This window comes from Paractinoplanes rishiriensis (genome assembly GCF_016862375.1).
Classification (GTDB): domain Bacteria; phylum Actinomycetota; class Actinomycetes; order Mycobacteriales; family Micromonosporaceae; genus Actinoplanes; species Actinoplanes rishiriensis.
The window spans coordinates 1-15,042 of record NZ_BOMV01000133.1 but is presented as its reverse complement, the minus strand read 5'-3'; the positions used below and the strand labels follow the sequence as shown (position 1 = coordinate 15,042).

Here is a 15,042-nt window from a genome sequence, read left to right as displayed (position 1 = left end):
CGCGGAACAGGACCCGGACAGCCTGATCCGGGCCCAGCTCGACTGCTGGACGCAGGCGCTGGCCGACCTGCCCGAGCAGCTGAACCTGCCGGCCGATCGGCCCCGCCCGGACGTGGCCTCCTACCGCGGCGACTCGGTCGGCTTCACCGTCGACGCCGGCCTGCACGCCGGGATCGCCGCGCTGGCCCGGCAGACCGGCAGCACGCCGTTCATGGTGGTCCAGGCCGCGCTGGCGGCGCTGCTGACCCGGCTGGGCGCCGGCACCGACATCCCGATCGGCACGCCCATCGCGGGCCGCACCGACGACGCGGTCGACGACCTCGTCGGCGTCTTCATCAACACCCTGGTGCTGCGCACCGACACCGCCGGCAACCCGAGCTTCCGGGACCTGCTCGGCCGGGTGCGGGAGACCGATCTGGCCGCGTACGCGAACCAGGACCTCCCGTTCGAGCGGCTCGTCGAGGTGCTCAACCCGGCCCGCTCGCTGGCCCGCCACCCGCTGTTCCAGGTCATGCTCACCTGGAACAACCTCGACCAGCGCATCTCCGCCGACTCGCTGGCCGCGCTGCCCGGCCTGACCGTGCGGAGCGAGCCGGCGGGTGCCGGGGTGGCCCGGTTCGACCTGCTCTTCGCCCTGCAGGAACTGCGCGACGACCAGGGCGCGCCGGACGGCCTGCGGGCCGCGGCCCAGTTCAGCGCCGACCTCTTCGACCGGGCCACGGTCGAGGCCATCACCGGTCGCCTGCTGCGCCTGCTGGCCGCCGTGGTGGCGGACCCGGACCTGCCGCTGGCCCGGGTGGACGTGCTGGACGCCGGCGAGCGGGCGCGGGTGCTCGCCACGGGCGCCGGCCCGGTGGTGGCGCCGTCGCCGGTGCTGGTGCCGGAGCTGATCCGTCAGCAGGACCCGCGGGCGCTCGCCCTGGTTTCGCTGACCTACGGGGAGCTTTCCGCGCGGGTCGACGACCTGGCGCGGTGGCTGGTGTCGCAGGGCGTCGGCGCGGAGTCGCGGGTCGCGGTGATGCTGCCGCGGTCGGCGGATCTGGTGATTGCCCTGCTGGCGGTATGGCGTGCGGGCGGCGCCTATGTGCCGGTCGACGTCGACTACCCGGCGGATCGGGTGCGCTACGTGCTGCAGGACGCGGCGCCGGTGCTGGTGCTGTCGTCGTCCGAGCTGGCCGACCGGGTCCCGGACACCGGTGTCCCGGTGGTGCTGCTCGACCGTCAGGTGCTGACCGGGACCGCTGACCTGCCCGCCATCCGTGCCGACCAGGCGGCCTACGTGATCTATACGTCGGGTTCGACGGGCCGGCCGAAGGGTGTGCAGATCCCGCACGGTGCCCTCAGCAATTTCGTGCAGGCGATGGCGGCGCGGTTCGGGGTGTCGGGTTCGGATCGTCTGTTGGCGGTGACGACTGTCGGGTTCGACATCCATGTGTTGGAGCTGTTCGTGCCGTTGGTGTCGGGTGCCACCGTCGTGCTCGCCGGCGGCGCCGAGGTCGGTGAACCGGCCGCGCTGCGCGACCTGGCGGTGCGCGAGGGCGTGACGATTCTGCAGGCGACGCCGGGTCTGTGGCACGGCCTGCTGGGCGCCGGTGACCGCGGCTGGTTGTCGGGTGTGCGGGTGCTGGTCGGTGGCGAGCCGCTTCCGGGCCAGCTGGCCCGGGACCTCGCGGCCGTCGCGTTGTCGGTGACGAACATGTACGGCCCGACCGAGACGACCGTGTGGTCGACGGTGTGGGATGTGCCGGCGGGTCTGTCCGGTGTGCCGTCGATCGGTGGGCCGATCGACAACACCCAGGTGTATGTGCTGGATGCGGGGTTGCAGCCGGTGCCGGTGGGTGTGCCGGGTGAGTTGTATATCGCGGGTGACGGCCTGGCGCGCGGTTATCTGGGTCGTCCCGGTTTGACCGCGGAGCGGTTCGTGGCGAGCCCGGGCGGTTCGCGGATGTATCGCACCGGTGATGTCGTGCACTGGAACCGGTCCGGCGAGCTGGAGTTCGTGGGACGGGCGGACGACCAGGTGAAGGTTCGGGGTTTCCGGATCGAGCTGGGCGAGATCGAGTCCGTTCTGGCGAAGGCCGACGGCGTCGGCCGAGTCGTGGTGATCGTCCGGGAGGACCGTCCGGGGGATCGGCGGCTGGTGGCCTACGTGGAGTCCGCCGGTGTGGATCCGGCGGCTCTGCGTGCCGTGGCCGCGAACACGTTGCCGGAGTACATGGTGCCGTCGGCGTTCGTGGTGCTGGAGAAGTTGCCGCAGACCGCGAACGGCAAGGTGGATCGGCGGGCGTTGCCGGCTCCGCAGTGGCAGGCGAGTGTGTCGCGGCCGCCGCGGGACGCTCGTGAGGAGGTGCTGGCGGGGCTGTTCGCGCAGGTGCTGGGGTTGCCCTCGGTGGGTGTCGAGGACTCCTTCTTCGACCTCGGCGGGCACTCCCTGCTCGCGATCCGGCTAGCCAGCCGGGTCCGCTCGGTCCTGGGCGTCGAGCTGGCCATCCGGACCCTGTTCGACGCGCCGACGGTGGCGCAGCTGGCCACCCGCCTGGCGTCCGCGAGCGCGGCCCGGCCGCCGCTGGTGGCCGCCGGCCGGCCGGAGCGGCTGCCGCTGTCGTTCGCGCAGCAGCGGCTGTGGTTCCTCAGCCACCTGGAGGGACCGAGCCCCACCTACAACATGCCGGTGGCGCTGCGCCTGCACGGCCCGCTGGACCGGGCGGCGATGCGGGCGGCGTTGCACGACGTGGTGGTGCGCCACGAGAGCCTGCGCACCCGCTTCGACCACGACGACGACGGCCCGTTCCAGGTGATCGTCGCGCCGGACGAGGTGGGCGACCTGCTCGAGGTGCATCCGGTGACCGAGGACCGGCTGGCCGCGGAACTCGCCGCCGCCACCCGGCACGCCTTCGACCTGAGCACCGACATCCCCATCACGGTCCGGTTGTTCGCGCTGTCGCCCGAGGAGCACGTGCTGCTCGTGCTGGTGCACCACATCGCGTGCGACGGCTGGTCGATGGGCCCGCTGGCCGCCGACGTCAGCACCGCGTACACCGCGCGGCTGTCGGGCGGCGCACCGGCCTGGACGCCGCTGCCGGTCCAATACGCCGACTACACCCTGTGGCAGCGCGGCGCACTGGGCTCCGAGTCCGACCCGGACAGCGCCATCGCCGCGCAGTCCGGGTACTGGAAGGCCGCCCTGGCCGGCCTGCCCGACCAGATCGAGCTGCCGGCCGACCGGCCGCGGCCGCCGGTCGCCGGCCACCAGGGCGGGCAGGTCCGGTTCGCGGTGCCGGCCGCGCTGCACGAGCGGCTGCTCGACCTGGCGCGGCAGACCGACACCACGCTGTTCATGGTGCTGCAGGCGGGACTCGCGGCGCTGCTCACCCGGCTCGGCGCCGGCACCGACATCCCGATCGGCGCACCGGTCGCCGGGCGCACCGACGGGGCGCTGGACCGGCTGGTCGGCTTCTTCGTCAACAACCTGGTGCTGCGGACCGACACGTCGGCGAACCCGACGTTCCGCGACCTGCTCGGCCGGATCCGGGACACCGACCTGGCCGCGTACTCGCACCAGGACCTGCCGTTCGAGCGGCTGGTCGACCTGGTCAACCCGCTGCGCTCGATGGCCGTGCACCCGCTGTTCCAGGTGATGCTCGCCTTCCAGAACAACGACCAGCGGGCGGCCGAGGCCGCGCTGGACAGCCTGCCCGGGCTCGTCGTGAGCAGCGAGCCGGTCAGCCAGTCGGTGGCCAAGTTCGACCTGCTGGTGGGCGTGCACGACGGACGGGACGCGGACGGCTCGCCGACCGGGATGAGCGGCTCGGTGGAGTACCGCGCCGACCTGTTCGACGAGGCGACCGTGGCCGGCCTGACCGGCCGGCTGTTGCGGGTGCTCGAGGCGATGGCCGCCGACCCGTCGGCCCGGATCGGTACGGTGCCGCTGCTCAGCGCCGACGAACGCCGCCAACTGGTCACCGAGGTGAACCGGACCGGGGCGCCGGCCGGCCCGGACGTCCTCACCCTGTTCGAGCGGCAGGTTGCCGGCGCACCGGACGCCACCGCGGTCGTCTTCGAGGGCCGCGAGCTCACCTACCGCGAGCTGAACGCCCGGGCGAACCGGCTGGCCCGGCACCTGGTCGCGGCGGGCATCGGCGCGGAGCAGTTCGTGGTGGTGGCCCTGCCGCGGTCCGAACAGCTGGTGGTGGCCATGCTGGCGGTGCTCAAGGCCGGGGCCGGTTACCTCCCGGTCGACCCGGAGCACCCGGCCGACCGGCTGGCGTACATGCTGGGGCACACCGGGCCGGCCGCGGTCCTCACCTCGGCCGGGGCGCTGCCGGCCGGGTTGCGGATCGACACCACGGTGCTGCAGCTGGACGACCCGCGGACGGTGGCGCAGCTTGCCGCCCGCCCGGACGGCGACCTGACCGACGCGGACCGGGTCGCACCGGGTCGCGGCCAGCACCCGGCGTACGTGATCTACACCTCGGGCTCCACCGGCACCCCCAAGGGTGTCGTGGTGTCGCGGGCCGCACTGGCCAACTTCGTGGCCGGCATCCGCGACTACTACGCGGCCGACCCGGCGGACCGGATGTTCGCGGCCACCACGATCGGCTTCGACATGGCCGTGCCGGAGATCTACGTGCCGCTGACCTCGGGGGCCGCGATCGTGCTGGCCACCGGCGAGGTGCTGCGGGACCGGCCGGGACTGTGGCAGTTCCTGGCCGCCAACCGGGTCACCGTCATGCAGGCCACCCCGACGCTGTGGCACGCCCTGCTGGAGGACGGCGCCCTGCTTGAAGATGGTGCGGGTGCCGAGGTGTTGCGCGACATCAAGGCCGTGGTGGGCGCGGAGGCGGTCAGCGGCGAGGTGGCGCGGTCGCTGGCCGCGGCCACCCGGTCGGCCGCCAACCTGTACGGGCCGACCGAGACCACGGTCTGGTCGACCGCCTCGGTGATCCCGGCCGACCTGGCCGGGTTGCCGCCGATCGGGTCGCCGATCGTCAACACCGGCGTCTACGTCCTGGACGCGGCCCTGCAGCCGGTACCGGTGAACGTGGCCGGCGAGCTGTATCTCGCCGGCGCCGGCCTGGCGCGCGGCTACCTGGGCCGTCCGGCACTGACCGGCGAGCGGTTCGTGGCCGATCCGTTCGGGGTGGCCGGGGCCCGGATGTACCGCACCGGCGACGTGGTGCGGTGGCGGCCGGGCGGGACGCTGGAGTTCGTCGGCCGCGCCGACGACCAGGTCAAGGTGCGCGGCTTCCGGATCGAGCTGGGTGAGATCGAGGCGGTGCTGGCCGCCGCCGAGGGGGTCGGCCGCGCGGTGGCCGTGGTCCGCGAGGACCGACCGGGCGACCGGCGGCTGGTCGGCTACGTGCAGCCGGTCGCGGGCGCCGCGATCGACGAGGCCGCGCTGCGGGAGACCGCGCGGCGGGCGCTGCCGGAGTACATGGTGCCGGCCGCGTTCGTGCTGCTGGAGCAGCTGCCGCAGACCGCGAACGGCAAGGTGGACCGGCGTTCGCTGCCGGCTCCGCACTGGGCGGCCGGTGTCTCGCGGGCGCCGCAGGGCGATCGGGAGGAGACCCTGGCCGGCCTGTTCGCGCAGGTACTGGGCCGGCCCGAGATCGGCGCCGAGGACTCCTTCTTCGACCTGGGCGGCGACAGCATCATGTCGATCCAGCTCGTCTCCCGGGCCCGCCGGGCCGGCCTCGCCATCAGCGCCCGGGACGTGTTCACCCACAAGTCCGTGGCCGGCCTCGCGACTGTGGTCGCCGAGCCGGTGGCGGAGCCCGAAGCCGTGCCGCTCGGCGGGTTGATCTCGCTGGACGCCGGCGACCTGGCGGCGATCGAGCGGCAGCTCGGCACGTCCGGCGCCGATCAGAACCTCGGAAAGGGACCGAACCGATGACAGTCATCCCGCTGAACGGCATCCAGTTCAGCTACGAGGACCTCGGCCGCGGCGAGCCCGTCGTACTGGTGATGGGCAGCGGCGGCCGCGGCCGGGCCTGGCAGCTCTACCAGACGCCCGCGCTCACCGCGGCCGGCTACCGGTCGATCACGGTGGACAACCGGGGTATCCCGCCGACCGATATCTGCGCCGGTGGTTTCACCGTCGACGACATGGTCGACGACCTGGTCGCCCTGGTCGGCCACCTGGGGCTCGGCCGGTGCCGGTTCGTCGGTACCTCGATGGGTGCCCAGGTCGTGCAGGAGCTCGCACTGGCCCGGCCGGACCTGGTCTCGCAGGCGGTGCTGATGGCCACCCGCGGCCGCGGCGACCGGTTCCGCCGGGCGCTGTCGCTGGCCGAGATCGCGCTGCACGACAGCGGCGTGCGGGTGCCGGACAGCTACCGGGCGGTGGTGCAGGCCATGCAGAACCTGTCGCCGCGCACCCTCGACGACGACGAGAAGATCCGGGACTGGCTCGAGGTGCTCGAGCTCAGCACCACCTCGGGCGAGGGCGTGCGGGCTCAGTTGGGCATGGAGCCGTTCCCGGACCGGCTCGACGCCTACCGGAAGATCACCGTCCCGTGCCTGGTCATCGGCTTCGAGGACGACCTCATCACGCCGCCGCACCTGGGCCGGGAGCTGGCCGCCGCCATCCCGGGCGCGGCCTACGAGCTGATTCCCGGGTGCGGCCACTTCGGCTATCTCGAGGACTACCAGGCCGTGAACAAATGCATGCTCGCCTTCTTCGGCGAGCGGCCCGTCTGACACATCGAAGGGGACATGGACATGAGCGACCACGCGACGTGGCTGCCGCACGAGATTCACCGGCACGAGGCGGACGTACCGGCGTCGGCGGCCGGCCTGATCGACTACCTGCGGGCGAACCCGATCGACGACCTGCTGGTGGAGAAGAAGGCCCTGATCTTCCGGGGCTTCGGGGTGACCGAGCAGACCCTGCCCGAGGTGATGGACATCCTGTTGCCCAACCGGCTCGCCTACGTACACGGCAACTCGCCGCGCACCAAGGTCGGCAACAACATCTACACCTCGACCGAGTACCCGCCCGAGCTGACCATCTCGATGCACAACGAGCTCTCGTACTCGCACCAGTGGCCGTCCCGGCTGCTGTTCTTCTGCGCCGAGGCGCCGGCGACCGGCGGCGCCACCCCGGTGGTGGACGGCGTCCGCTGGCTCGAGGCCCTCGACGACGAGGTCCGCGAGGCCTACGCGGGCGGGGTCACCTACACCCAGAACCTGCATGACGGGTACGGGCTGGGCAAGAGCTGGCAGGACACCTTCGAGACGGACGACCGGGGTGCGGTCGAGGAGTTCCTGACCGGCACCGGCGCCGAGTTCCGCTGGAACGCCAACGGCATCCAGGTGAGCATGACCCGGCCGTCGTTCACCCGGCACCCGGTCACCGGCGCGGAGGTCTGGTTCAACCAGTCCGACCAGTGGCACCCGGCGTCGCTCGGCGACGAGACCGCCGCCGAACTGGCCAGGTTGCTGCCCGAGGACGAGCTGCCGCAGTCGGTGCGGTTCGCCAACGGCGACCCGATCCCGGCCGAGTACGCGCTGCAGGTGCGCGACCGCGGCATCGAGGAGGCCAAGGACTGCGACTGGCGCGAGGGCGACCTGATGCTGATCGACAACGTGCTGGTCGGGCACGGCCGCCGCTCGTTCACCGGTAAGCGCCGCATTCTCGTCGCGATGTCCGACTGATGTCGCTGCTCGGAGACGCCGGCTCGCTGGGCAGCGAGTTCAGTGGCGATCGGATGCTGCGTTCGGAACGCAAGCGCGACCAGGTGGCCGGGCGCAAGGTGCAGCGCGGCGTGTGGCGGCGGGTGCTCGGCTACGCCAGGCCGTACCGCGGCCGGATCGCCGTCTTCACCTTGGCGGTGATCCTGTCCGCGGCGATCGGTGTGGGCACGCCGGTGGTGGCCGGGTGGATCGTCAACGCGATCACCGAGGCCCGGCCGGACGCCGCCCGGACCGTGGTGTGGCTGGCCCTGATCGTGGCCGGGCTCGCGGTCGTCGACGCCGGGCTGCAGCTGGCCCAGCGCTGGCACGCCGCCCGGGTCGGCGAGGGGGTGACGCTGCGGCTGCGGACCGAGCTGCACTCGCACATCCAGCGGCTGCCGCTGCAGTTCTTCAGTCGCACCAAGACCGGGGCGCTGGCCAGCCGGGTCAACACCGACGTGCTGGGTGCCCAGCGCGCGTTCAGCACCACGCTGTCCGGCCTGATCAGCAACGTCGTGCAGCTGATCATCACGGCGGTCGTGATGGCCACCCTGTCCTGGCAGATCGCGCTGCTGTCGCTGGTGCTGCTGCCGTTGCTGCTGCTGCCGGCCAAGTGGATGGGCCGCCGGCTGGCCGGGATCACCCGGGAGGGCTTCCAGCTCAACGCGCGGATGGCATCGGCGACCATCGAGCGGTTCGGGGTGGCCGGCGCGCTGCTGGTCAAGCTGTTCGGCCGGCCCGAGGTGGAGCAGGAGCGGTTCCGCAAGGACGCGGTGCGGGTGCACGACATCGGCATCCTGCAGGCGATGTACTCGCGGTCCTTCTTCGTGGCCATGCTGCTGGTGGCGTCGCTGGCGCAGGCGCTGACCTACGGCCTGGGCGGCTGGCTGGCGGTCAACGGCACGGTGAGCGCCGGCACCGTGGTGTCCCTCGCGCTGCTGATCACCCGGCTCTACGGTCCGCTGACTGCGCTGAGCAACATCCGGGTCGACGTGATGAGCGCCGTTGTCTCGTTCGAGCGGGTCTTCGACATCCTCGACCTGGCCCCGGCCGTCGCCGAGAAACCGGATGCCAGGCCGGTGCCGAAGGACGCCCGTTCGGTCGAGCTGGACGCGGTCGAGTTCCGTTACCCGACCGCGTCCGAGGTGTCGCTGGCCGCGCTCGAGGACGTGGCGGTCCTGGACGACGCGCCGTCCGAGCCGGTGCTGCGGGGCATCTCGCTCACCGTCCGGCCGGGCCAGATGGTCGCGGTGGTCGGCGCGTCCGGTGCCGGCAAGTCCACCCTGGGCATGCTGGTCTCCCGGATCTACGACGTGACCGGCGGCGCGATCCGGGTCGGCGGGGTGGATGTGCGGGACGTGACGTCGCAGTCGCTGCGCGACGCCATCGGCGTGGTCACCCAGGACTCGCACCTGTTCCACGAGTCCATCCTGGACAACCTGCGGTACGCCCGGCCGGGCGCGACCGAGCAGGAGATCTGGACCGCGCTCGACATGGCACAGGCCGGCGATGTGGTGCGGGCCCTGCCGAAGGGTCTGCAGACCGTGGTCGGCGACCGGGGGTACCGGTTGTCCGGTGGCGAGCGGCAGCGGATCGCGATCGCCCGGCTGCTGCTCAAGGCGCCGCCGATCGTGATTCTCGACGAGGCCACCGCGCACCTCGACTCCGGCTCGGAGGCGGCCGTGCAGAAGGCGCTGGCGACGGCGCTGGAGGGACGCACCTCGCTGGTCATCGCGCACCGGTTGTCGACCATCGTGCACGCCGACGTGATCGTCGTGCTGGAGGAGGGCCGGATCGTGGAACGCGGCACGCACGACGAGCTGATGGCGGCCGGCGGCGCGTACGCCAAGCTGTGCCTCACCCAGCTCGTCGAGCGGGGAGCCGAATGAACCGACGGATCGCCGTGCCGGAACGCCTCGCCCAGCGGGTGACGGCGACCTTCGGCGACGCGGGCCGCCGGTGGGTCGCCGAGGTGCCGGACGTCGCCGCGGCCGTAGCCGACCGGTGGGCGCTGCGGCTCGGTGATCCGTTCCCGGAGGGCACGCACGCACTGGTGCTGCCGGCCGTGCGGCCCGACGGCGCGCGGGCGGTGCTGAAACTACCGCTGCGCGACGGCGAGAACGACGCCGAGGCGTTCGCCCTGCGCGCCTACGACGGCGACGGGGCGGTGCGCCTGTACGGGCACGATCCGGCGACCGGGGCGATGCTGATCGAACAGGCCGAACCCGGCGATCCGCTGCTCACCCATCCGGACATGGCGGCCGCGTTCGCGATCGCCTGCGGACTGGTGCTGCGCCTGCGCCGCCCGGCACCACCGGGTTTCGCGTTCCCGTCGATGCGCAGCCTGCTGGCCGGCTGGGTGGCGCAGTGGACCCAGCTCGCGCTGGAGCTGCGGGTGACCGGCGACCCGGACCGGGCCGCACCGCTCACCGCGGCGCTGCGCCTGGCCCGCCGGCAGCTCCGGCACTACCGGGAGGCCGGCGTGCTGATCAACCGGGACACGCATCTGCGGAACATCGTGGCGGCCGGCCGGGAACCGTGGCTGGTGATCGATCCGAAGCCGGTGGTGGGTCCGCCCGCGTACGAGGCGGGTCTGCCGGTGCTGCTGATGCTCGGCGCGGAACCGACACCGGACGCGGCGGATGCGGTGATCGAACAGGTGGCGGCCGGCCTGCGGCACGACCCGGCCGAAGTTCGCGACTGGGCGCTGCTGCGGGCCGTGGAGAACATGACGTGGAACCGGGGCGGGTCCGGGTCGCAGACCGGTTTTCAGGCGGTTTCGGCCCGGCAGGCGGCGGTTCTGATGCGCCGGTACGACGCCGATCCGTGGGCGTTGCCGGGACCCGACACACGACGAAAGACAGAGATGGCTGATGTCGAACGACGGAGGAGTTGGCCGCCGCCGGCCAATAGCGTTACCGGCAGTAGACATGAGGTGCGGAGGTAGAGATGATCGCGATTCGCGGCTTGACGAAGCGTTACGCCGACAAGGTCGCCGTCGACAACATCTCGATTGAGGTGATGGCCGGCAAGGTGACTGGTTTCCTCGGGCCCAACGGTGCGGGCAAGTCCACCACGATGCGGGTCATCATGGGCTTGGACCACCCGACTTCAGGCGAGGCGACGATCGGCGGCAAGGCGTACTCCACCCTGAAGTGGCCGATGCGCAAGGTGGGCGCGCTCCTGGACGCTAAGGGCGTGCACCCGGGCCGGAGCGGGCGGGACCACCTGCTCTCGATGGCCTACAGCAACGGCATTCCGGCGAAGCGGGTGGACCAGGTACTCGAAGAGGTCGGCCTCGCGAATGTCGCCAAGAAGCGGGCCAAGGGCTACTCACTCGGGATGAGCCAGCGGCTCGGGATCGCCAGCGCGCTGCTGGGCGACCCGGAGGTGCTGCTCTTCGACGAGCCGGTCAACGGGCTCGACACCGAGGGCGTCCGGTGGGTCCGGCACATGATGCGACGGCTGGCATCCGAGGGCCGCACGGTCTTCGTCTCCAGTCACCTGATGAGTGAGATGCAGCAGACCGCGGACCAACTGGTGATCATCGGTAAGGGCAAGGTCATCATGGACGCGCCGATGGCCGATGTCATCGCCCGCGGATCGCGTAACGCCGTCATCGTCCGCAGCCCGCAGACGCAGGGGCTGGACCAGCTGGCCAAGGCCCTGGAGGGCGAGTCGGCGGCGGTCGAGCGGGTCTCCCCGCACGAGCTGCACGTCGTGAACGGCACCGTCGAGGCGGTCGGCCAGCGCGCCGCGGAGCTGGGTGTCCAGCTGCACGAGCTGGCCATGCGGCAGTCCTCGCTGGAGGAAGCGTACATGGAGCTGACCGCCGAGAGCGTGGAATACACCAGCGCCGGACGCCAGAGCAAGGCTTAGAGAAGTTCGAGAGGAGAACCCAGCTGATGAACACATACTCCACCGCGGAGGTCGCTCAGTCGGGCGACGTCATTACGCGGGAGTCGGCTGCGGGTCCGGAACGCGGCGGCGGTCTGTGGGGCGCGATCCGGTTCGAGTGGGTCAAACTGTGGTCGGTCCGATCCACCTGGTGGTGCCTGGCCACGGGTGTGATCCTGATGGTGCTGTGGGCCGGTGTGGTCGGTTACGACTACTCCTATGAGGACACGGCACACCCGGCTCCCACCGAGCCGTTCCCGGTCGGGGACACGACAATTCAGGCGGCCCAGCTGGCCCAGTTCGCCATCATGGCGCTGGCGATGCTGGTGATCACCTCGGAGTACGCGTCGGGCAGCATCCGGGCCACGCTCCAGTGCGTCCCGTCGCGGTTCCGGATGCTGACCTCCAAGGCGATCCTGGTCGGCCTGGTGACCTTCGTCTACGGCCTGGTGCTGGCCGGCGCGGGCACCATCTCCGGCGGCATCATGCTCGAGGACCTGGCCCTGGTCGAGTCCGGCGAACTGATGCGCCAGCTCCCGTCGGTCGCGGCGTACCTGGCCCTGGTCGGCATGTTCACCCTCGGGGTCGGTTTCATCCTGCGCAGTGCGGTCGGCACGCTCAGCGTCTCGATGCTGCTGCTGGTGGTCCTGCCGCTGATCACCCGGGGGATCGGGGCGGAGTTCATCCAGACGATCTCCGACTTCCTGCCCGGCAGCGCCGGTACCTACCTGCTGGACGGCGGCGGTGACCGCTACGGCGCCGGCCCGGCCCTGCTCATCTTGGCCGCCTGGGCAGTCGCCGCGCTCGGGTTCGGATATTCCACCCTGAAAAAGCGCGACGCCTAAGACACAACTCACCCCCCGGCCTGTTCCGGCGGCTTTCCGCGTGCTTTGCGCGGACGGCCGCCGGGACATGGCCGTTTTTGTGGTACCCCGGTATTTAGTCGGGAAATTGAGCACCGGTCGGCCCGTTATCAACCTTGATAGATGGTCGGCGGTGTGCAACACTTCTCCCCGAGTCGCTGTGTGAACCGGATTCGCGGTGCGCCAGATCAAAGAGTCGCAGTTGACGCGATCCGTGCATGGCTTTCACGCTGACTTAACGGGGGAAGTTCTTTTGAGTGACGCCATAAGTGCGCCGCGTGCGCAAGCGTGTCCGTTATCCGAGGGTGACCGGGAGGATCGGTACAAGAAATCGGGTGGGCAGCCACTGCTGGAATTCGGCGAGGAGCCTAATCCGTACGCCGGCTACGTGCAGACGCCAGCCCTGCTGGCGCTGCAGACGCCGCGCACCGGCGCGGCCGGCGAGCCGTCCTTCCTGATCATGACGCAGGTCATGGAGCTGCTGTTCAAGCTCGTGTACACCGAGGCCAAGCTGGTCCGGGACCACCTCGAGGCGGACCGGCTGAGCGAGGCGCTGTGGACGCTGCGCCGCACCCATCAGGCGATGGGAGTGCTGGCCGGCACGTGGGACGTGCTGGCCTCGCTCAGCCCCGCCGAATACAACGAATTCCGGGACGACCTGGGCGAGGGGTCGGGATTCCAGTCCCCGATGTACCGCCAGCTCGAGTTCATTCTCGGCAACAAGAGCAAGTCGATGCTGCGTCCGCATCAGGGCGAGCCGTCGGCTCACGACAATTTGGCGCGTACGCTCGCCGAACCGAGCATCTACGACGCTGCCGTCCGGTTTCTGAGTCGTCGCGAATTCCCCATTCCCGACTATTGTGTCGAGCGGGACTGGGCTGAGCCGCGGGCCAGGGACGACGAAATCATCCAGGTCTGGCGTATGATTTACGACGACCCGGCCCGGCACCACGAATTGCATCGCCTGGCGGAGGCCCTGGTCGACCTCGCTTATCTTTTCGGGCGTTGGCGTTTCTCCCATCTACTCACCGTCGAGCGCATTATCGGTGGCCGGGTCGGCACCGGTGGCACGAGTGGTGTCGGGTGGCTGCGCAAAGCCGCCGACCATCGTTTCTTCGACGAGTTGTGGACTGTCCGGTCCGTGGGTTGACACGTCAGTTCCGGGTCTGAGGGGAGATCCGCAATGCAGCAGTCTGCCGTGGAAGAGCTTCTTCCGCTGTCACCGATGCAGGAAGGCCTGCTCTTCCACGAGGTGCACAGTGAGGGCGAACACGACACCTACACGATGCAAACCGTGCTCGACATGTCGGGTGTGCTCGACGACGAGCGGATGCGGGCGGCCGCACGCGCCCTGATCCGCCGGCATGCCGTGTTGCGTTCCGCGTTTCTGCACGAGGGCCTGCGCCAGCCGGTGCAGGTGGTGCACCGCGACCCGGTGCTGCGCTGGACCGACGTCGACCTGCGCCACCTGGACGGCGACGACCAGGCGAAAGCCGTCGAGCAGGCGTTGCTCAGCGAGCGCTGTACCCGCTTCGACCTGACCGCCGCGCCGTTGCTGCGGTTCCTGCTGGTCCGGCTGGACGACGAGCGGTACCGGTTCGTGATCACGAACCACCACATCGTTCTCGACGGCTGGTCCATGCCGGTGCTGCTGCGCGAACTGTCGGCGTTGTATCTCGGCGCGGACCCGGTGTCGGGTCTGCCGGCCGTGCGCGGTTACCGGGACTACCTGTCGTGGCTGGCGGGCCGGGACCGGGGTGCGGCGCGGGCGGCATGGGGCTCGGCGCTGGTGGATCTGCCGGGTGCGTCGCTGGTGGCCGGTGGGTCCGGTGACGCCGCGGCGGTGGTTCCGGAACAGGCCGAGTTCGCGCTGGATGCGGAGCTGGCAGCGGGTGTTGCGGCGGGTGCGCGGGCGTTGGGTGTCACGGTGAACACGCTGGTTCAGGTGGCGTGGGGTGTCGTGGTCGGCCGCCTGCTGGGCCGGTCGGATGTGGTGTTCGGTGCGACGGTTTCCGGTCGGCCCGCGGAGCTGTCCGGGGTCGAGCAGATGGTGGGCCTGTTCATCAACACGGTGCCGGTGCGGGTGCGCTGGCGCGGTGGTGAGTCGTTGCGCGACGTCGTGGCCCGGGTCCGGGACGAGCAGGTGGGTTTGCTTGAGCATCACTACCTGGGGCTGGCGGAGATCCAGCAGCAGGCCGGTGCCGGCAACCTGTTCGACACGCTCCTCGTCTACGAGAACTACCCGCTGGAACCGCCCGGCGTGCCCGCCGGTTCCCCGCAGGACGTGCGCATCACCGCGGTCCGCAGCCGGGCCGTCTCGCATTACGCGGCGACGCTGCTCGCCTTCCCGCGCGCCGGCGGCCTGCGATTCCGCCTCGACTACCGGCCCGACCGCATCGACCCGGCCGCGGCCCGCTCGATCACCGAGCGGTTCGTCGCCGTGCTGCGCGCGCTGGTGGCGGCGCCGGACCGGCCGGTGAGCCGACTCGACGTGCTGACCGGTCGCGAGCGCACCGACGTCCTGACCTGGGCCGGCAGCACCGCAACCTCGGTGGACTGCCGGTCGCTGGTGGAGCTGTTCCAGCGGCAGGTGGCGGCGAGCCCGGAT

9 protein-coding genes are annotated in these 15,042 nt (G+C 71.1%); all 9 read left to right on the top strand.

From position 1 onward, the window contains the following. Nucleotides 1–5,893, top strand: a 5,893-nt coding sequence (locus Ari01nite_RS48910; RefSeq protein WP_203791566.1) for a non-ribosomal peptide synthetase, incomplete at its 5' end; no start/stop codon positions are given. Then, nucleotides 5,890–6,699, top strand: a complete 810-nt coding sequence (locus Ari01nite_RS48905; protein WP_203791564.1) for an alpha/beta fold hydrolase — start codon at nucleotides 5,890–5,892, stop codon at nucleotides 6,697–6,699. The genes Ari01nite_RS48910 and Ari01nite_RS48905, both read left to right, overlap by 4 nt. A 21-nt stretch (nucleotides 6,700–6,720) precedes the next feature. Beyond that, on the top strand, nucleotides 6,721–7,656 hold the full coding sequence (locus Ari01nite_RS48900) for a TauD/TfdA family dioxygenase (RefSeq protein ID WP_203791562.1): 936 nt from the start codon (nucleotides 6,721–6,723) through the stop codon (nucleotides 7,654–7,656). Further along, nucleotides 7,656–9,563: an ABC transporter ATP-binding protein gene (locus tag Ari01nite_RS48895; protein WP_239163698.1), complete on the top strand. Its 1,908-nt coding sequence runs from the start codon at nucleotides 7,656–7,658 to the stop codon at nucleotides 9,561–9,563. Before Ari01nite_RS48900 ends, Ari01nite_RS48895 begins: the two co-directional genes overlap by 1 nt. Next, the gene (locus Ari01nite_RS48890; RefSeq protein ID WP_203791560.1) at nucleotides 9,560–10,621 is read left to right on the top strand and encodes an aminoglycoside phosphotransferase family protein; all 1,062 of its coding nucleotides are present in this window, start codon (nucleotides 9,560–9,562) and stop codon (nucleotides 10,619–10,621) included. Before Ari01nite_RS48895 ends, Ari01nite_RS48890 begins: the two co-directional genes overlap by 4 nt. Before the next feature lie 2 nt (nucleotides 10,622–10,623). Beyond that, nucleotides 10,624–11,553, top strand: a complete 930-nt coding sequence (locus Ari01nite_RS48885) for an ABC transporter ATP-binding protein (RefSeq protein WP_203791558.1) — start codon at nucleotides 10,624–10,626, stop codon at nucleotides 11,551–11,553. Nucleotides 11,554–11,579: 26 nt separating this feature from the next. Then, a complete protein-coding gene (locus Ari01nite_RS48880; RefSeq protein ID WP_203791556.1) occupies nucleotides 11,580–12,416 on the top strand; it encodes an ABC-2 transporter permease in 837 nt (278 codons plus the stop codon). 196 nt (nucleotides 12,417–12,612) lie between these two features. Further along, nucleotides 12,613–13,584 (top strand): tryptophan 2,3-dioxygenase, encoded by a 972-nt coding sequence (locus tag Ari01nite_RS48875; RefSeq protein ID WP_203791554.1) that lies wholly within the window; start codon nucleotides 12,613–12,615, stop codon nucleotides 13,582–13,584. A 48-nt stretch (nucleotides 13,585–13,632) separates the two neighbouring features. Then, a partial coding sequence (locus Ari01nite_RS48870; protein WP_239163697.1) for a condensation domain-containing protein occupies nucleotides 13,633–15,042 on the top strand: 1,410 nt, incomplete at its 3' end.